Annotated in this window: 16 protein-coding genes; 8 read left to right on the forward strand and 8 right to left on the reverse strand. The window is 71.8% G+C overall.

Annotated elements, in window-relative coordinates:
• Positions 1-4: 4 nt before the first annotated feature.
• Positions 5-1,318 carry a D-alanyl-D-alanine carboxypeptidase family protein gene (locus CHC05_RS32610; RefSeq protein ID WP_089254476.1) on the forward strand — a complete coding sequence of 438 codons (1,314 nt, stop codon included), beginning with the start codon at positions 5-7 and terminating at the stop codon, positions 1,316-1,318.
• Positions 1,319-1,321: 3 nt separating this feature from the next.
• On the opposite strand, the gene panD is transcribed toward CHC05_RS32610, so the two are convergent.
• On the reverse strand, positions 1,322-1,735 hold the full coding sequence (panD, locus tag CHC05_RS32615) for an aspartate 1-decarboxylase (protein ID WP_089254477.1): 414 nt from the start codon (positions 1,733-1,735) through the stop codon (positions 1,322-1,324).
• Positions 1,736-1,934: 199 nt separating this feature from the next.
• Between panD and CHC05_RS32620 the strand changes: the two genes are divergently transcribed.
• Both CHC05_RS32620 and CHC05_RS32625 read left to right on the forward strand, forming a co-directional pair.
• On the forward strand, positions 1,935-3,533 hold the full coding sequence (locus CHC05_RS32620) for a hypothetical protein (RefSeq protein ID WP_144022881.1): 1,599 nt from the start codon (positions 1,935-1,937) through the stop codon (positions 3,531-3,533).
• Positions 3,534-3,547: 14 nt separating this feature from the next.
• Positions 3,548-4,837 carry a hypothetical protein gene (locus tag CHC05_RS32625; protein ID WP_089254479.1) on the forward strand — a complete coding sequence of 430 codons (1,290 nt, stop codon included), beginning with the start codon at positions 3,548-3,550 and terminating at the stop codon, positions 4,835-4,837.
• Between the two features lie 45 nt (positions 4,838-4,882).
• On the opposite strand, the gene CHC05_RS41790 is transcribed toward CHC05_RS32625, so the two are convergent.
• From CHC05_RS41790 to CHC05_RS32645, 5 genes are read right to left on the reverse strand one after another with little or no spacing between them, the layout of a single operon-like run.
• Complete coding sequence (locus CHC05_RS41790; protein ID WP_179266476.1) at positions 4,883-5,056, reverse strand: hypothetical protein; 174 nt, start codon at positions 5,054-5,056, stop codon at positions 4,883-4,885.
• A gap of 4 nt (positions 5,057-5,060) precedes the next feature.
• A complete protein-coding gene (locus CHC05_RS32630) occupies positions 5,061-6,023 on the reverse strand; it encodes a hypothetical protein (protein WP_089254480.1) in 963 nt (320 codons plus the stop codon).
• A 7-nt stretch (positions 6,024-6,030) separates the two neighbouring features.
• Positions 6,031-6,717: a hypothetical protein gene (locus CHC05_RS32635; protein ID WP_144022882.1), complete on the reverse strand. Its 687-nt coding sequence runs from the start codon at positions 6,715-6,717 to the stop codon at positions 6,031-6,033.
• The gene (locus tag CHC05_RS32640) at positions 6,714-7,316 is read right to left on the reverse strand and encodes a hypothetical protein (RefSeq protein ID WP_144022883.1); all 603 of its coding nucleotides are present in this window, start codon (positions 7,314-7,316) and stop codon (positions 6,714-6,716) included. Before CHC05_RS32640 ends, CHC05_RS32635 begins: the two co-directional genes overlap by 4 nt.
• 51 nt (positions 7,317-7,367) lie before the next feature.
• Positions 7,368-10,433: an AfsR/SARP family transcriptional regulator gene (locus CHC05_RS32645; protein WP_179266477.1), complete on the reverse strand. Its 3,066-nt coding sequence runs from the start codon at positions 10,431-10,433 to the stop codon at positions 7,368-7,370.
• A gap of 69 nt (positions 10,434-10,502) precedes the next feature.
• Here CHC05_RS32645 and CHC05_RS41795 point away from each other — a divergent pair, with 69 nt between their 5' ends.
• Complete coding sequence (locus CHC05_RS41795) at positions 10,503-10,718, forward strand: putative signal transducing protein (RefSeq protein WP_179266478.1); 216 nt, start codon at positions 10,503-10,505, stop codon at positions 10,716-10,718.
• On the opposite strand, the gene CHC05_RS32650 is transcribed toward CHC05_RS41795, so the two are convergent.
• Positions 10,715-12,997, reverse strand: coding sequence for a glycoside hydrolase family 9 protein (locus CHC05_RS32650; protein WP_089254484.1), 2,283 nt, complete (start codon positions 12,995-12,997; stop codon positions 10,715-10,717). The genes CHC05_RS41795 and CHC05_RS32650 overlap by 4 nt on opposite strands.
• A gap of 131 nt (positions 12,998-13,128) precedes the next feature.
• Between CHC05_RS32650 and CHC05_RS32655 the strand changes: the two genes are divergently transcribed.
• The 4 genes from CHC05_RS32655 (at position 13,129) to CHC05_RS32665 (ending at position 16,789) form a co-directional block, all read left to right on the forward strand.
• Positions 13,129-14,478: a cytochrome P450 gene (locus CHC05_RS32655; RefSeq protein ID WP_089254485.1), complete on the forward strand. Its 1,350-nt coding sequence runs from the start codon at positions 13,129-13,131 to the stop codon at positions 14,476-14,478.
• Positions 14,479-14,563: 85 nt separating this feature from the next.
• Positions 14,564-14,701 (forward strand): hypothetical protein, encoded by a 138-nt coding sequence (locus CHC05_RS41800; RefSeq protein WP_179266479.1) that lies wholly within the window; start codon positions 14,564-14,566, stop codon positions 14,699-14,701.
• A 79-nt stretch (positions 14,702-14,780) separates the two neighbouring features.
• Positions 14,781-16,103, forward strand: coding sequence for a YcaO-like family protein (locus CHC05_RS32660; protein WP_089254486.1), 1,323 nt, complete (start codon positions 14,781-14,783; stop codon positions 16,101-16,103).
• Entirely contained in the window at positions 16,100-16,789 is a 690-nt protein-coding gene (locus CHC05_RS32665; RefSeq protein ID WP_089254546.1) for a TfuA-like protein, read from the forward strand. The genes CHC05_RS32660 and CHC05_RS32665 overlap by 4 nt, the downstream gene beginning before the upstream one ends.
• Here CHC05_RS32665 and CHC05_RS32670 read toward each other — a convergent pair.
• Positions 16,780-17,979 carry an MFS transporter gene (locus tag CHC05_RS32670; protein ID WP_089254487.1) on the reverse strand — a complete coding sequence of 400 codons (1,200 nt, stop codon included), beginning with the start codon at positions 17,977-17,979 and terminating at the stop codon, positions 16,780-16,782. The two genes, CHC05_RS32665 and CHC05_RS32670, sit on opposite strands and share 10 nt — an antisense overlap.
• Positions 17,980-17,981 lie beyond the last annotated feature (2 nt).

Raw genomic sequence — 17,981 nt, forward strand, 5'->3', positions numbered from 1 at the left:
GGCGATGGATCGTTCGACCGAGGCGCAGACCGTTGTCTTCAGCCGGATCCCACCGACCCCACCCGCCACGCCAAGCCCGCCGGTGAAGCGGCGGCGCCGCACCGGGTTGCTGGTCAGCCTCATCGTGACGCTCGCACTCGTGCTCGCCGCTGGGCTCTACGCCGTCGCGCCGCTGCGGCACCCATTGCCGGGCCCGACCATCGAGCTGGCTCTGCCCGCGACGCTGACGATCCCCGGCAAGACGCCGAAGCTGCCCTGGCCGAAGTCGGGCCAGGGGGTGATCGCGGTCAGCGGGCTCGGCACCCTCGGCGCGTTCGGCGGCGAGAAGCCGGTCCCGATCGCCAGTGTGACGAAGGTGATGACCGCCTACGTCATCCTCGCGGAGCATCCGATCGGCGCGGGTGAGCAGGGTGAGACGCTGACCGTCAGCGCCGAGCAGGCCGCCAGGTACCCGGCGGAACGGGCCCGTGGCGAGTCGCTGGTCGAGGTGGAGGCCGGCGAGGAGATCACGGTGCGGCAGGCCCTGCAGGCGGTCCTGCTGCCGTCGGCGAACAACATGGCCCGGATCCTCGCCGCCTGGGACGCCGGCTCGGTCGACGCGTTCGTCGACAAGATGAACGCGACCGCCGAAGAGCTCGGCATGGCCGACACCCACTACACCGACCCGTCCGGCCTCGACCCGGACACCGTCAGCACCGCCAAGGACCAGGTCATCCTGGCCACCAAGGCGATGGCACTGCCGGCCTTCGCGGAGATCGTCAAGCAGAAGACGGCGACCATCCCGGTCGCGGGTGAGGTCAAGAACTACAACGAGCTGGTCGGCCACAACGGCGTCGTCGGCATCAAGACCGGGTCCACGGACGAGGCGCTGGGCTGCCTGGTCTTCGCGGCGGTGGTCACGGTCGCCGGCCGCAAGCTCACGGTCGTCGGCGCGGTGCTCGGCCAGCCCGGCGCCCAGACCCCCGAACAGCTCGACCGGGTGTTCTCCGTGACCCGCACGGTGTTGAAGTCGACCACGAAAACCCTGGCGCCGCACACCCTGGTCGAGGCCGGCCGCGACGTCGCCACCGTGCACGGCCCGCTCGGCACCGGGACCACCCTGCGTACCGCCGAGAAGCTCGAAGTGATCGGTTGGCCCGGCCTGAAGGTCAAGGTCGAGGCGCAGCTGCCGGTTGTGCCCAGCCAGATCGCCGCTGGCACCGAACACGGTCAGCTCAGCATCCAGGCCGGCACGGGCAAGGCGACCAAGACCGCGCTACGCACCAGCACCGACCTGGTGCCGCCGAGCATCTGGCAGCGCATCCGCCACCACCAGTGAGGCTCAGGCGAGCTCGTTGCCCGGGATCAGGCCGTAGCCGGCGGGCACGTCGGCCGGGTCGCCGCCGGTGGTGACGATGGTGTTGGTGTCGTCGACGAAGACCACCCGGGGCGTGAGCTCGCGCGCCTCGGCGTCCGGCACCCACGCGTACGCGACCAGGATGACCTTGTCGCCGGGGCTGATCAGGCGGGCCGCCGCGCCGTTGATGCCGATGATGCCCGAGTCGCGCGGGCCCTCGATCACGTACGTGGTCAACCGCGACCCGTTGTCGATGTCGAGCACGTCGACCCGCTCGCCCGGCAGGAGGTCCGCGGCTTCCATCAGATCGGCGCTGATCGTGACCGAGCCCACATAGTGCAGGTCGGCCTGGGTCACCGTCGCACGATGGATCTTGGACTTCATCATCGACCTGAACACCGCGACAGACCTCTTCCTTGATCACTTACAAGGTACGAACGCTGAATGGTCCGGCATGATTTCCGGCCGCCGGCGACGGCCCGCGAACGCAGTGACCTAGGCCACGTACGTCGATCGAGCGACGATCCGTATCAATCGATCGCACCACCTCCTCCGCAGGGCGGGGCCCATCGGGGATCCCGACGAGGAGGGGGAAAACGTGCGACGACGCATCATGACCCTGCTGACGGTGCTGGCCGTCGTGACCGGGCTGTTCGTGGTGGTGAGCCCGCCCGCCAGCGCCGCACCGCTGGTCAACGCGAAGGTCACGGTCAACCGGATCAGGGCGATATCGAGTGACGACGAGGGCCTCTGCGGCCGCGTGGACTGGTACGTCAAGGTCTGGATCAACGGGGTGGCGTTCGACAACGAGGACACGGAGGACCAGGACGACCGCGAGGGAATCCCGGACATCTCACCCGACTGGGAGTTCTCCGTGCCGAACCTCGACGTGGCCACGCTCCCCCAGCGGGACGGCTCGGCGTTCCTGCCCGTCACCGTCGAGGCCTGGGACGAGGACGGCGGCTTCTGCCTCGACGACAACCAGTACGACGTGTCGCCGACCGGCACCACCGCCCTGCTGGCCGACGTGCGGGTGGCGCCCTGCGAGGCGTCCGTGGAGGGCGGGGCTCCGATCGCCTGCGGCACGCCGATCGTGCGCTCCGGCGACGGCGACGACCGGGCGGAGCTCACCGTCACGATCGCCGTCGACCCGCCGGCCAGCGCGCCGGGGCTGCGGATCAGCTGCACCCACGGCCCCTCGTGGCCGCAACCCGGGCAGCCGGTGACGATCACCGCGACGGCGCTCGACGGCGCGCTCATGCCGACGGTCGTGCCGACCTCGCTGGAGATCTGGCTGAGCCCGACCGACCGGCAGACGCGATCGGGCGTGGGCAGCTTCACCCGGACCCTCACGGCGGCGGCACCGAGCTTCACGTACGGCTGCCTGCTCACCGTCGGCGCCACGACCATCTTCTCCGGCTGGCGGCGAACAGCGGTCGGTGACCCGACACCCAACTTCACGTTCCCGAAGCCCGCGGTGCCGATCCTCTACACCGGCGGGCAGGGCAGCCGGATCGACGTCGTGCTGATCGCCGACCGCGACACGTACACCGGTCCGGGTCCGATCGGCCTCAACCCCATGTTCCAGGCCGACGTCGCGACGGTGATCAACACCGGGATCTACGGCTTCGACCCGTTCCTAACCAACCAGGACCTGTTCAACTTCTGGGTGCTGCCGGACAACAGCGGCAAGGCGGTCGACTTCGGCAGTGACGACGACCACGACCTGCCAGTGCTGTGGGACGAGATCTTCGCCTTCGCCGACGTGGGCGTGATCCTCCACCGGAAGGCCGCCCAGCGCGACTTCGGGATGCCCGACGACCACATCGCCTCCGTCAACCTCGTGCGGTCGGACGCGATGGGCGGTGTCCGGCACGAGGTCGGGCACGTGCCGTTCGGCCTCGCCGACGAGTACTGCTGCGACGCGGCCTACTTCTACAACGAGGTCGCGCCGAACGTCTACGAGGACCTGGCCGGCGACGAAGGCTGCGACAAGGACGCACCCAACCTGAACCGCGTGCGCGACGCGTGCCGCGCGCTCGAGGAGGACGGCGACGTCTGGTACACCTCCGAGCCCGGCGACCTGACCACCGGGCTCATGAACGACGACGTCATGAACGACAACGGCCCGGCGAACGCGGCCGACGTCCGGCGCTTCAACCTGATCTTCGGCGACTGCCGCATCGCGAAATGCTGAGAGGAGAGACAGCGATGATACGCAAAATCGTGCTGGCGGCGGCCGCCGGAATCCTGCTGGTCGGCGTGGCCGGCGGAGCGCTCGCCGAGCCGACACCGCCACCGGACCCGGCGACGATCGCCCCGCCGGTCTTCGACTACGACACCGACCCGGCCAAGGCGCTCGTCGCCCGTGTGCGGTTCGACAGCCGCACCCAGGCCCACGTCCTGTCGACCACGGTCAGCACAGCGCGGGCGCGCGGCCACTCAGGCGAGCCACCGATCCTGCGCCTGCGGCTGACCGATGTGGACGGTGCCGAGCTCGATCGGATCAACGCGTGGAGTCCACTGTGGCGGCTGGACGGCGGACCGGGCGGCAGCAAGGGCGTCCGGCCCAGCGGCACCGGCAACTTCATCGTGCCGTTCAGCCCGTCCCTGGCCACGATGACCGTCACCGACGTAGGCCTCAACCAACAGGTGGCGACCGTCGACCTGGCGGCGCCGATCCGGTTGTTCTGCAGGGACAACCCGGCCGATCCCGACTGCCGCGAGAGCGACCTGTCGGTGACCGCGGTCGAGCCGTCGGCCCCGCTGTTCGGCGTTCTCGGGCAGCCCATCACGGTGACGGTGGCCAGCACCGTGGCCAACGGCGGCCCGGACGGGCCCAGCGACGCCCGCGTGCGCCGCGAGGTGTCGGCGGGCGCCGGCCTCACCATCGCCGACGCGGCGCCGGTCACGACGGACGTGCCGGTCGCAGTCGGCACACCGCAGCGGCTGACCCGGACGTACACGGTCACCTGCACCCAGCCCGGCTCGGCCACCCTGACGGCGACCACCCGGGTGGCGCCGAAGCTGCCCACGGTCGTCGACGCCGCTCCCGGCAACGACGTGCGGTCGGCGACGCTCCCGGTGACCTGCGCGGTGCCGGCGACGGTCAACATCAAGCCGGGCAGCGCCGACAACGTGGTCAACCTCAACCCCGGGGTGCTGCCGGTCGGGGTCCTGACCACGACGGCCGGCGAGTACGGCAACCCGGTCGCGATCGACGCGACTACCATCGACTGGTCGACGCTGCGGCTCGGCTCACCGTCCCGGATCCTGGCCGGGCTCGGGGCGCGCGAGAAGCACGGCCGCATCCACGCCGAGAACGTGGAGGAGCCGGACGACCGCACCCGCGACGGGGACACCGACGCGATGCTGCACTTCGACCCGAAGAGCGACGCCTTCCAGGTGGGCGACACGTCGGGCTGCGTCTACGGCCGCGTGCGGGTCGCCGGCGCGATGGTGGCCTTCTACGGCTGCGACCGGGTCGTGGTCCGGCCCTGATCGCAACGGCCGCGGCGCGCCGTCGAGGGCGGTGCGCCGCGGCCGTCAGCGCTTGACCGTGTAGGCGACCGCGCCGACCAGGAGGCCGGCCAGGGCTCCCAGGAACGCGGTGCCCACGGCCGAGTCGATCGCCTCGTAGTCGCTGGCGTACCAGCCCCACAGCCAGCCGCCGGCCGCGCCGACGGCCAGGCCGATCAGTGGCCAGGTGCCGCGTCTCATGGGCTCACGTCCTTGGTCTGTCGAGGCGGCGCCGGCCGCTCGTGAACAGGATGACCGCCGCACCGACGAGCAGCAGCGCGCCGACCAGCGCCGCCACGCCGGGGCCGCGGCGGCTCGCGGGCTCGACCTCGACGACCACCGTGCCGGCCGCCGGGTTGTAGCCGCCGTTCGCCGAGACGCGCAGCTCGTAGCGCCCGGGTTCGGCGGCGACGCCGGTGAACCGGCCGGCCTGCCTGGTGCCGGTCGTCGGGAACTCGTCGAGCTCGCGGGTGAACCGCAGCGGCCCGCCGGCCTTCTCGACCAGCACGCTCAACGCCCGGTCGGCGCGCTCGGCGCGGCTGGACACCTCGTACGGCACCGTGAACTCCGCACCGACCTCCGCGCGCAGCTCCCTGGGCAGGGCGATCGAGAGCTGCTCCGGTGCGATGGCCGTCGCCTCGAACCCGCTCGCGGGATCGATCTCCACCCGTTCCACCAGCCCGTCGGTGTCCTGGAGCGCGACCCGGAACGTGTTGACTCCGGCGGTCACGGATCCGTCCCGTGGATAGTTCGCGTAGTCGACCGCGATCGAGTCGTCCTCGGTGACGGTGGTGACCGGGCCGGACAGGTATCCATCGTAGAAGACGCGCGTGCCGTCGGGCTGGGCCCGCAGCGTGATCAGGGCCGCCGGGTTGTCGTTGATGGCGGCGATCACCCGGGCGTTGCGGCCGTCGGGCGCACCCGGGGCGATGGTGATCCGCATCTTCAGCCGCGTGGTGAACCACGGCGTGAGGTCCGCCTGGGTCACCGTGCCGCGCATGGTGAACTGGGGTCGCCGCGCGGTCAGGGTGCGCTCCTGGGCCGCCGTGCCGCCCGCCGTCCACTGTGTGGAGTCGGCGGCTGCCGGCCCTCCGGCGACCACGCCGGAGGGCACGACGAGCAGGGCGACGAGGGCGACCCGGACCAGCCGGAGTCCGCTCCACGTCATGGCCGCCTCACCCCGGGTAGGGCGTGGCGATGTAGGTGGCGTAGCCGCTGTTCTCCCACGTGTGGTCACCCTCCACGCGGTACGGCTCCCAGTTGTCGTAGTCCGCCCACTCGCGCGAGACGAAGTAGCCGCCGTTGGCCATCCGGTTGGCGATGGTCTGCTCGGCCTCCTCGCTGCCGTAGTGGTGCTTGCCGATCGGCGGGCACTCGTTGGCGTCCCAGTGGGTCGAGCCGACGACGAAGAACCCGAGGTTCGGGTGGTACATGTAGTCGGTCGACGGTGGAGCGTAGATGCGGTAGTGCCGGGTCTCCAGGCCGACCGCCGGGCAGGCGATCTCCTTCTTGCCGCCGTCGTCGTCCCACACGGCGCCCCCGTTGGCGGTGCGGACCGACATGTACATGTCCTGCCAGCTCGAGTCCTCGAAGCCGAAGTTGTCCAGTGTGCTCTTGACGAAGTCGATGTCGGCCCAGTCGTAGAACATGACGCTGGTGGCCCAGTCGACCGCTTTGCAGTTGTCGACCTTCCCGAGGTAGTCGTAGTTGTGGAAACGTACGCCGTCGAAGTCGAAGTAGTAGCACTGGATGCGCGAGGTCGCCGCGGTCGCGGGACCACTGCCGGGCACGCCGACCAGCACCGCGGTCGCGGCGGTGAAGACGACGGCGAGCACGGCCAGGCGCTGACGGAGTCCACTCATTTCGGCGTCCCCTTCGGCAGCGTGGCGATCCATTCGTTGCCCGGACCCTGCGTCAGCACGGCGTTCTCGTCGGGGGTGAGCCCGACGACGCCGGCGGTGTCGTCGACGAAGACCGTCACCCGGCTGACGTTCGCCCAGGCGGCGTTGTACGAGAACCGCTGGTACGTGTCGCGGGCGTCGTCCCAGTACATGACCGGCCAGCCCCGCATGGCCATGTCGACCGGCTTGGCGAGCTGGATCTCCCGCACCACCCCGATCCGCTCGGTGCTGACCGCGCGGCTCCAGGTGCCTTCCTTCACCACCTTGTACGAGGTGCCCCCGAGCAGCGCCTTCAGCGCCGGGTCGGCCGACATGTGCCGGTCGGTGGTGGCCTTGAGGCCGGCGGAGACCCCGACCGACATGGGCCGCGCCGCGGGCCGGCGGGCGGCCGCCTCCGCGGCGGACTTCGGCGGTGTCACCCGGTCGAGCGCGCCCTGCGACACCGACTTCGCGAGCTGCGGTGTCGGGGGCGCCTTGCCGGACACGGCGCTGACCGGCAGCACGAGAAGCGCGGCACCGACCAGGGCCGCCACCCCCGCGACTGTTCTGGCTCTTGTCACGCTGACTCCTTTCGGGAGTCGGGCTCGCCTTCCGTTGACGAGCGTCGATGCTCAGCGTCGAGAAGAGCCCTTGTGCGGAGCTTGTGCGACCCTTGAATCGCCTGGTGTCGGGCCGTTGCCGGCCAGCAATCCGGCCGCCCGTTCCGCGGCCGACCCGTTGCCGAGCCGCACGTAGAGGCCGTGCGCCGTGGTCCACGCCGTCGCGGCGGCGGCGTCGTCACCACAGCCGGCGTACGCGCGGCCGAGGTTCACCAGGTACTGCGCGCGGGCGAACGGGAACCGTCCGTCCCCGAGCATCTGGATCGCCCGGCGCAGCTGGCTGACGGCGCGGTCCGGCCGGCCCTCGTTGAGCTCCAGCTCGCCGAACCCGGACAGCGCGAGGGCCTCGCCGAACGCGACACCGTCGGCCTGGCTGCGGGCCAGGGCCAGCTCGAGGGTCGGCCGGGCGGCCGGGTGCCGGTCGGTGGCGTACTGGCGGCCGAGCCGCGCCAGCGTGTAGGTCTCCTGGGTCCGGTCACCGAGATCCCTGGCGACGGCGAGCCCTTCGCGCAGGTACGCCTCGCCGGTCTCCGGCTGGCCCAGCGCGCAGCAGCACGCGCCCAGGATCGTCAGCGCGACACCCTCGTCGCGCCGGACGCCCTCCTTGCGGGCCAACTGCACACAGCGCTCCGCCAGCTCCCGGGCGACCTGGTCCCTGCCCTGCTCCCGGTTGATGGTGGCCCGTCCCACCAGCGCGCGGCACTCGCCCACCCGGTGACCCGCGGCGGCGGCGACCTCCGACGCCTCGGCCAGCAGTTCGGAGGCCTCCCGCAGGCGGCCGCTGACCCGATGGACGTCCGCGGACAGCAGCAGGGCGTCGGTCACCCCACGCGGTTCGCCGACCTGCCGGAAGATCTCCAGCGCCGCCCGCGCCGCGTCGAGCTTGTCCGCCACCGACGCGTCCAGGCGCGAGGTCCACAGGTCGGCCAGGTTGCGCAGCATGACCGCCTCGCCCAACCGGTCGCCTGCCCGCACGCACGCCCGCAGCGCGTCCTGGTGCATCGGCCGCGCCTCGGCCTGCGTACCACGAACGTCGTGGAAGGGGTGCGCTCTGGCCGCCAACTGCCAGGCCACGTCCGCGAAGCCCAACGCCGCCGCCTGCCGGGTGGCCGCCGCCAGCGCCGCCCGCTCGTCGTCGAACCACGCGGCCGCGTCGCCGACGGCCGCGAACGGCTCCGCCGGACGCCAGCGTGGACCCGGGCCATGGATCGCGGCGAGGGTACGCGTCGGCAGCCGGGCATCGGCGTCCTCGGCGAAGGCCAGCCAGGCGCCGAACGCCCGCCGCAACGCCGCACGGCACAGGTCCGCGGGCTCCTCCCGCACGGCCCGCTCCCGCGCGAAGAGGCGCACGAGGTCGTGCATCCGGTAGCGCGCCGCGCCCTCCGGCCGGTCGACCACCGTCAGCAGGCAGGCGTCGACCAGCGCCTCCAGCTGCCGCTCGGCCCGCGCGACCGGCTCGTCGAGCAGCGCGGCACCGGCCCAGGCCGGCAGGTCGGGCGCGTCCAGCAGGCCGCACAGCCGCAGCATGCGCCGGCCCGGCTCGGCCAGGCTGCGGTAGCCGAGGCCGAGGCTCGCCCGCACCTCGAGGTCGTCGGTGGCGAGCTCGTCGAGGCGACCGGCCTCGTCCCGGAGCCGCTCGGCGAGCTGAGCCAACCGCCAACCGGGCCGCGCCGCCAGCCGGGCCGCCGCGATCCGCACCGCCAGCGGGAGGTATCCGCAGCGTCGAGCGATCTCGGCGACCGCGGCCGGCTCGGCGGCGACCCGGTCCGCGCCGACGACCCGTTCGAGGAGCGACCTCGCCTCCTCCGGCTCGAACGTCTCCAGCACCAGGTGGTCGGCGCCGGCCAGACCGGTCAGCCGTTGCCGGCCGGTGACGATGACGGCGCACGAGGCGCTGCCGGGCAGCAGTGGGCGCACCTGGGCCGCGGACCGGGCGTCGTCGAGCACCACCAGGATGCGGCGGTCGGCGACCGCGGCCCGGAACTGGACGCCGCGCTCCTCGGCGGTCGCGCTCTGCGCCGCGTCCGGCACACCGACCGAACGCAGGAACCGCGCGAGGACGTCGCCCGGCTCGATGCTCTCCGGCCAGATGCCGCGCAGGTCGGCGTAGAGCTGCCCGTCCGGGAAGGCCCGGCGCAGCCGGTGCGCGACGTGCCAGGCGAAGCTCGACTTGCCCACCCCGGCCGCTCCGGACACCGCCACGACCCGCAGCCCTTCGGCCGGCCCGGTCAGCACCGACTCGGCCCAGGTGACGGCCGCCCGCCGCCCGGTGAAGTCGGCGACCGCTCCCGGCAGCTGGCTGGGCCGCGGCCGGGCCCGGCGCACCGGTCCCGCATCGCCGGCCAGGCCCGGGTCGGTGTTAAGGATCCGCAGGTGCAGCCGCCTCAGCTCGGGAGCCGGGTCGACGCCCAGCGCGTCGGCCAGCCGGCGCCGCACCTGTCCATAGTGGTCGAGGGCGTCCGCGGGCCGGCCGGAGCGGTAGAGCGCGAGCATGAGCTGGGCACCCAGGCGCTCGTCGAGCGAGTGCTCGTCCATCCTGCGGACCAACGCCGGCACCAGCGCCGCGTGCCGGCCCGCGCGGATCGCGAGGTCGGCATGGTCGAGCTCGGCGGCGAACCGCTCACGGCCGAGCGAGGCGCGCAGCAGGTCGAGCCACGGGGTCTCCAGGTCCGCGAAGGCGTCACCGTGCCACAGCCGCAGCGCCTCGTCGAACAACGGCAGCGCGCGGCCGTCGTCGTCGGTCTCGCGGGCCCGGCCGACGAGGTCGCGGAACCGGTGCAGGTCGATCGTGGCCGGGTCGACGGACAGGACGTACCCGCCCGACCGGCGCAGGAGCGTGACCTCGGACGCGGCGGACAGCGCCTGCCGGAGGCGGGACACATAGCTGTAGAGCGTCTCGCGCACGCGCTGTGGCCGTCGGTCACCCCACACCCGCTCGGTCAGCTGGTCGGGGGTGACGATCTCGTTGGCGTCGACCAGCAGGGCGACCAGCACACACCGCTGCCGCGCCGGGCCGACATCGATCCGCTGCCCCGCCACCCGCACGTCGACGTCGCCGAGCAGCCGAAAGCGCAGCACGAGACCTCCGATCGGGAGCGCGCCGATCAGGCTCGCACAAGATCTCGACCAGGGCCTAGTGTTGAGGTCGTGGAGGGCGCACCGGTGACCGTGTCGATCGTCAGGAGCCGCGTCGAGGCGGAGCTGGCCGTGGGGCTGCTGCGCAGCCACGGCCTGCGGGCCACCTACGTGACGGACGATGCGGGTGGCCAGGAGCCGCAGCTGCAACAGGACGGCGTGCGGGTGCTGGTGGCCCCGGCCGACGCGGCCGAGGCCCGCAGCATCCTGGCGGACGTCGGCGACTAGCCGTTGTCCTGGTCGGCTACGAACGCGGCTATCCAGGCCAGTGGGGCGTTCCAGTTGATGGTCAGCTCGTTGGTCGACCACGACTCGATGTCGTCGATGTAGCAGAACTGCGGCGCGCAGCCCTGCAGCTTCTGCTGTGCCACCGGGTCCTGGATCGACGAGTTCGGGCCGCCGGACAGCGTTCCCACGGGCGGGTTCGGCAGGTCCGGGTTGAGCTGGCGCGCGTACCACCGGCTGTGCTGGTTGCGGGACGCCACTTCGCCGTAACCGGTCACATAGGACTGGTTGAGCGCGTTGCGGCCCAGGATGTAGTCCATCGTCTCCAGCACACCGTCGCGATAGCGGTCCTTGCCGGTGAGGTCGAACGCCGCCGCGAGCACGACCGCGTTGTTGAGCACCAGGTTGTTCGAGCCCCAGTCGTACGTGTTCTCCGCCGGCGCGTACGGGATGCCGTACGGGTGCGCGCGCGCCGTCGCGAGGTAGCGGTCGGCGCCGGCGACCACGGAGGCCCGCACGGCGGCCCGGCCGGGCAGCCCGTTCGGCACCGTGGCGAGCTCCAGCCGGCCGAGCTGGGCGGTGTGGCCCCAGTCGAAGCCGCGGTCGCGCCAAATGTCGCCCGTGTGGTGCGGCGAGGCGAGGACGGCGTCCCGGAACTCCCGCGCGCCGGTGGTGATGTAGAGCTCGGCGGCCGCCCAGTAGAACTCGTCGGTCACGTCGTCGTCGTTGTACGCGCCGCCACCCACGCCGTCGGCCGGGTCCGCGTAGATCGCCGGGTTGGCCTTCGCCGCGGCCCACGCCGTCTTCGCCACGGCCAGGTTGCGCTGGGCGAACCGCCGGTCGAAGGGCTCGAAGACGCGGGCCGCCTGCGCCGCCGTCGCCGCCAGGTTGAGCGTCGCCGCGGTCGAGACCGGGTGCAGCTCGCGCCGCTGCGGATCCAGGTGCGGCAGCAACGGCAGTCCGGTCCAGGCCGCGTCGTGGATCTTGTGATGCGCCATCCCCGCGTACGGCTGGCCGGCCGGCACCTGCATCTTCAGCAGGAACTCCTGTTCCCAGCGGGCCTCGTCGAGGATGTCCGGGACGCGGTTGCCACTTTCTGGCAACGCCAGCGTGCCGTCGCGCAGGGTCCGGATCTCGCCGGTACGCGAGTAGTAGGAGCGCTCGTACTCGCTCATCAGCTGGTGCACCGAGATGCCGCCGTTGACGACGTACTTGCCGTGGTCGCCGGCGTCGTACCAGCCGCCCGAGACGTCCCTGGTGTAGTCGCAGACGCCGGGCTGGCACGGCACCGCGGTGTCACCCTGGTTGGGCGCGACGCCGACGTGGCCGGCCGGGCGCCCGTAGCCGGGCCGTAGCGCGTCGTCGATCGCGACCCCGCTGCGCTGGGTGTAGTAGAACTTCAGCGCGTCGATCCTGAGCCGCTCGTAGAAGTCCGTCCCGATGTCGAACGGCCGGCTCGTCTCACCGTCCGCGACGAGCGTGAAACCAGTGCCTTTCCGCGCGTACGACGTGAAGGAGATGCTCTGGACGTTCTGCCCCGAGGAGGCGTCGACGCCGCGGGGTGTCGAGGAGCCCGTGGCCACGACTTTTCCGGCAGCGTTGCGCAGCTGCCAGGGCACCGGCGTGGTCGCCTCGGTGACGAGCGTGGCGTTCTTCGGGCCCTTCAGCAGGTAGCCCACCTGGTTGACGCGGACCCGCGGCCCGGTGTCGGGCACGTACTCCTCCGGCTCGGCGCCGCCCTGCAGCGAGACGTTGTCGAGGCAGATGCGCCAGGCGGTCGCGCTGCCGCCGATCTGGAACGCCACCTGCGCGTTGGGCAGGTCGACCGGCGAGGTGAAGGTGTACGTGTAGTCGTTGCCCGAGACGCTGAGCTCCGGGGTCGCCGAGAGATACTGCGTGTACGGGTCGACCGGCAGCTGGATGAGCGCCTTGCCGACCCGGGCCGGCGTGGCGGTGCCGAAGAACCGGAACTCGTAGGTCTCCCCCGCCACCAACGGGATGTTGTCCTGGCCGATGATGGCGTCCCAGGGGTTGACCGTGCCGCCCGGCACGTCGGCGCAGAGCTGGCCGCTGGAGGAGTCCAGGGCGAGGTTGCCGGTCGCCCACCAGGGCGCGTGGCCACTGTCGAAGGTGCCGTTGACGATCTGTTCGGGGCCTTCGGCCGCGGCCGGCACGCCGGTGAACAAGGAGCCGCCCAACACGACCACGACGACAGCCGCCAGTAGCCGCCAACGCTTCGACAAAGACACGGTGATGTTCCTTCCGATGGGGGGACGGTGCATCGAAAGTCATGAGATTATTGGGAGCGCTCCCACTCCCTCTGCGATGCTGGCACCCACCATCGCACATGTCAATGGCTCGATCAGCCAGGCAAGAAGGCGGCTACGCGCCAGGTGGCGCACATAATCAGGACATGGAGACGGGTCGATGGGTGCTGGTCAAGTCGGCGGTTCCGGTGATCGGTGGCTCGTTGGCCTACATGCACGACCCGCTCATCCTGATGCGTCAGCTGTACCAGCGCCATGGACCGGTCGCCCCGGTAGCGATGGCCGGTCCCGGGCCGGCCGCTTTCATTCTCGGCCCGGAGGCCTGTGGCGCCGCCCTGCAGAACGGCGACAAGGCCTTCGTCAACGGCTGGGAGGCGCTCGTCGGCCCGTTCTTCCACCGTGGACTGATGCTGCTCGACGGCCCGGAACACAAACAGCACCGGCGGATCCTGCAACAGGCGTTCACCCGCGAGCGGCTCGCCGGCTACACCGCCGCCCTCCATCCTGCGGTGATGTCGGAGCTGCGCGGCTGGCAGGCGGCCGAGCGCTTCCCGGCGTACACGTGGCTCAAGCGGCTGACCCTCAACCTCGCGACGCAGATCTTCATGGGCGGGCACCGGATAGCTGACCCGCTCGAGCTGGACCGCGTCAACCGGGCCTTCGTCGACTGCGTGCAGGCCGCCGGCGCCATCCTGCGTGTCGCCGTGGCGGGCAACAAGTGGCACCGGGCAACACGCGGGCGAGCGACCCTGGAGCGGTTCCTCGGCGCCCACCTGCCGGCGGCCCGAGCGGCCGGAGGTGACGACCTGTTCTCCGTGCTGACCCGGGTCGAGGACGAGGACGGCACCCGCTTCGGCGACGCGGACGTCGTCAACCACATGATCTTTCTGTTGATGGCGGCGCACGAGACCACGACCTCGACGGTGTCCACCGCCATGTACTACCTGGGGCGTCATCCGGACTGGCAGGACCGGGTCCGGGCCGAGGCGGCGGCGCTCGGCCCGACCCCGACCGTGGAACAGCTGAGCGCGTTGCCCGACCTGGACATGGTGATCAAGGAGTGCCAGCGCCTGGTGGCGCCCGTTCCCGTGGTGGCGCGGCGGGTGGTCAAGGACACCGAGGTGGCCGGCCGGCACCTGCCGGCCGGCACCCGAGCGTTCGTCTGTCAGCAGCTTTCGCACTACCTACCGGAGCTCTGGACCAGCCCCGAGGCGTTCGATCCCGAGCGGTTCGCGCCGCAGCGATGCGAGGACCGGTCGCACCGGTTCGCGTGGGCGCCGTTCGGCGGGGGTGTGCACAAGTGCCTGGGGATGGCGTTCTCGAACATCGAGGCGCGGACGGTCCTGGCGCAGGTTCTCCGCCGGTTTCGGTGGTCGGTGCCGACGCACTACGCGCCGCCGATGAGCAACGTGTCGCTGCCGTACCCGCGCGACGGGTTGCCGGTCGCGCTCCGGCCCACGGCGCCGACCGGTGGCGGGCGACCCACCCCGGCGTGAAACCCCACGGGCGACGGGCATACGAATCGAAGGATGTGCAGATATGATTCCCGGTTAAACCGGGGAGTCAACGAGGGGAGCTGCCATGAGGGACAACGTGGACGCGGTCGAGCTGGCTGAGGTCTCGCCGGCCGAGCTGCAGGAGCTGCTGGAAGAGGAGCTTGGCCTCGCGGCCGGCGACACCGGGTGTGCCGCCTTCGCCGCGCCGATCAAGCAGGACTGAGACCACTGGGTGCCGCCGGTCGCGGGTGCGAACCCGCGGCCGGTGGCGCGCCTCCGGTGCGTACCCCCTGGCTTAGATCATGATTCGAGATCAGGCTCCTAAACTGCGTGGTCGCGGCGCTCATCGCGAACGCAGCGCGGCCGACACCTTCGACAGCGTCCGCCCGCACTTCCGGCGGATCGGCATCACCCGGATCGCCGACATCACCGGCCTGGACCGCATCGGGATTCCGGTGCACAACGCCATCGTGCCGCGGTCCAACGACGTCCTCTCGGTCTACACCGGCAAGGGGCTGACCCCGATCGACTCGATGACCTCGGCAGTCATGGAGGCGGTCGAACGCTATGCCGGTTGGCTGCCGCTGCGGCCGGCGACCGTCGCCTCCTACGAGGACCTGGTGGCCGCGGGCACGCCGGCGATGCGCCCGGCCGACCTCAACATCGAACTGCTGCCCCAGTACGCCGACCACCTACCCATCTACTGGGTGCCCGGCCATGACCTGGTGAGCGACGAGACGGTGCTCGTGCCGACCAGCGCCGTCTGCTACGGGACGGACCCCGGCGCGCCACCCTGCTACCGCCTCGGCGTCACCAACGGGCTCGCCTCCGGCAACACGCTCGAGGAGGCGGTCTGCCACGCGCTGTGCGAGCTGGTCGAACGGGACGCGCTGACCCTGTCGGAGATCGTCAGCGGGCGGCTGAGCCACATCCTGGCCGAGGGGCTGGCCGGACCACGCCGGCCCGACCAGGTGGCCCAGCTCCGCCAACTGCATCCGCACATCGACCCCGCTAGCGTGCCGCCGTCGGTCGCGGGCCTGCTCGACCGGTTCAACGACGCCGGCGTCAGCATGCGGCTGGTGTCCATCACGTCCGACCTGGGCATCCCCAGCGTCCTGGCGGCGTCGGCGGAAGACAACGGACCGACGACCTCCAAGGGGTACGGCGGCTACGGCACGCATCCCGACCTCGAGATCGCGATGCTGCGGGCGGTGACGGAGTGCGCGCAGTCCCGGGCGGTCGACATCCAGGCGATGCGGGAGGACATCAACCTGCCCGACGCCGACGTGCCCAAGCACCGGCACCACACGAAGCGGGCCACCACCGTCGACCTGAACAGCTGGGCCTGGCGGCCGGCGGAGCGGCAGGTTGCGCTGGCCGAGCTGCCGTCCTATCCCAGCGACGACGTGGTCAGCGACATCCGGATGATGGTGGCGCGACTGAAGGATCGCGGGCTGTCCCGGGTCATCGTGGTGGACGTGTCGCCGCCGGACCTGCCGGTGCGGGTGGCGCGCGTGGTCGCACCCGGCCTGGAGTCCTGGGCGGTCGACCGCTCGAAGCTGGGCCAACGGGCGGCGAACGCGTGGAACCGGGCGCTGCGGCGGCTCGCGCCGGTGTCAGCGTGAGCCGTCCCGTGGTCTTCGTCGGCCCGAGCCTGCACGGCGCGGCCGCCCTGGAACGCACCGACATCGAGTTCCTGCCGCCGGTGCGGCGCGGTGACATCGACGCGCTGCTGGCCCGCGACGCACCACCGCCGGCGATCGGCATCGTCGACGGGGCGTTCTTCCAGAGCCTGAGCGTCTCGCCCAAGGAAGTGCTCCGGGCGCTCGACGTGGGCGTCCGGCTGTACGGCTCGTCCAGCATCGGCGCGCTGCGCGCGGTGGAGTGCGCGCCGTACGGGATGGTCGGCGTCGGCCAGATCTACGAGGCCTACCAGTCCGGGCGGATCAACGCCGACGACGAGGTCGCCATCACCTACGACGACGAGACCGGCCGGGCCCTCTCCGAGCCGCTGGTGAACCTGCGCTTCGCCGTCGCCGCTGCGGAGGCTGCGGGCGTGGTCGACGGCGCGCTCGCCGAACGCTTCCTCATCCTCGCCAAACGCCGTTATTTTCCGGAACGCACCGTCGCGCTGATCGTGCGGGACCTGGCCGCCGAGGTCGGAGCGGGAGCGTGCGAGCCGTTGCGGCGCTTCCTCGTCGAGACCGCCCCCGACACGAAACGCGACGACGGGCTCCTGCTGCTCGACCTCGTCGGCTCGGGCGGCGGCGCCGTCCCGCGACCGGAGTGGCCGCCACCGGTTCACGCCTGAGCGCCTTCGGCGACCGCACTTTCCCTTGTGGAGCGCACCAGCGGCGACAACAGTGCCGCGAGTGCGGTCACCCCGCCGGCCGCGACGAAGGCCACGTCGACGTCGTCGCCGGCGAGGCTGATCAGTTGGCCGGCGGCACCGGAGCCGAGCGCGTACCCGACCCACATGGCCGAGCCCATCCACGCGTACGCCTCGGTGCGGTATTGGGTCGGCGCCGCCTCGCCCAGGGCCAGTTGGTGCAGGGTGTCGCGCGGCCCACCGACGAGGCCGACGGCGAGCAGGGCGAGGCCGAGCACCAGCAGCGTCGGTGCCAGGCTCACGCCGGCGACGACCAGCGCCGACACCGCGTGGAACAGGACCAGTTGCCGGCCGAGCGAGGTCGCCCGCGGGCGGGTGCCGTACACGAGCGCGCTGAGCACCGTACCGAGGGAGACCGCGCCTACGAGCAGGCCCGCCGCGCCCGGTGAGTCCGCCTCGGCAGCCGCGGCCGGCGCCGCGACGACCACGGCACCGAACGCGAACGCGTCGCAGACGATCATCACGAGCAGGAGGCGCACCTGCCCGGTCGAGAGTGGACCGAGATAGTTCCGGCGCTCGGCAGTCGCGCGCGGCCGGACGCTGGGTGTCCGCACCAGCAGCAGGATGCCGACGAGCATGACGAGACCGGCGACCCCGACGACGACGATCGGGCCGACGAACAGCAACAGCAACGACACGAGCAGCGGCCCGGTGACGTACATGGCCTCGTTGACAACGCCGTCGAGGGCGAAGGCGGTCTGCAACCTGTGCGACGGCACGAACGCGGGCCAGGTGGCACGCACGACCGGCCCGGCCGGTGGCGCGCTGGCGCCGAGCGCGACCGCACAGGTGACGAGCACGCCGATGGACGAACCGGTCGCCAGAGCGAGGATCAGGACGGCGTACGCGGTCAGGTGGGCGGCCGACCAACCGAGCAGGATCCGCCGGGGCGCCAGGCGATCGACGAGCCGGGCCGACACGGGCACCGACAGGGCCAACGCGGCCGCGAACCCGGTGAGCACGAGCCCGGCGACCGCGTACGACCGGCCGGCGTCGACCACCGCGAGAAACAGGGCGAGGGTGAGCATCGGAGCGGCGATCCGGGTAGCGACGGCCGCGACGGCCAACGACCGAACCCCGGGAACCGCGAACAGCTCACGATAGGCCCGCATCC

Source organism: Asanoa hainanensis, from assembly GCF_900188485.1.
GTDB classification, from domain to species: domain Bacteria; phylum Actinomycetota; class Actinomycetes; order Mycobacteriales; family Micromonosporaceae; genus Asanoa; species Asanoa hainanensis.

What these genes read in the sequence shown, in the direction of transcription:
- CHC05_RS32655 (WP_089254485.1), top strand. Translation starts at nt 13,129, where the DNA reads ATGGAGACGGGTCGATGGGTGCTGGTCAAGTCGGCGGTTCCGGTGATC.
- CHC05_RS32635 (WP_144022882.1), bottom strand. Translation starts at nt 6,717, where the DNA reads ATGAGTGGACTCCGTCAGCGCCTGGCCGTGCTCGCCGTCGTCTTCACC.
- CHC05_RS41790 (WP_179266476.1), bottom strand. Translation starts at nt 5,056, where the DNA reads ATGAGACGCGGCACCTGGCCACTGATCGGCCTGGCCGTCGGCGCGGCC.
- CHC05_RS32625 (WP_089254479.1), top strand. Translation starts at nt 3,548, where the DNA reads ATGATACGCAAAATCGTGCTGGCGGCGGCCGCCGGAATCCTGCTGGTC.
- CHC05_RS41800 (WP_179266479.1), top strand. Translation starts at nt 14,564, where the DNA reads ATGAGGGACAACGTGGACGCGGTCGAGCTGGCTGAGGTCTCGCCGGCC.
- CHC05_RS32670 (WP_089254487.1), bottom strand. Translation starts at nt 17,979, where the DNA reads ATGCGGGCCTATCGTGAGCTGTTCGCGGTTCCCGGGGTTCGGTCGTTG.
- CHC05_RS32630 (WP_089254480.1), bottom strand. Translation starts at nt 6,023, where the DNA reads ATGACGTGGAGCGGACTCCGGCTGGTCCGGGTCGCCCTCGTCGCCCTG.
- CHC05_RS32610 (WP_089254476.1), top strand. Translation starts at nt 5, where the DNA reads ATGGATCGTTCGACCGAGGCGCAGACCGTTGTCTTCAGCCGGATCCCA.
- CHC05_RS32650 (WP_089254484.1), bottom strand. Translation starts at nt 12,997, where the DNA reads ATGCACCGTCCCCCCATCGGAAGGAACATCACCGTGTCTTTGTCGAAG.
- CHC05_RS32660 (WP_089254486.1), top strand. Translation starts at nt 14,781, where the DNA reads ATGATTCGAGATCAGGCTCCTAAACTGCGTGGTCGCGGCGCTCATCGC.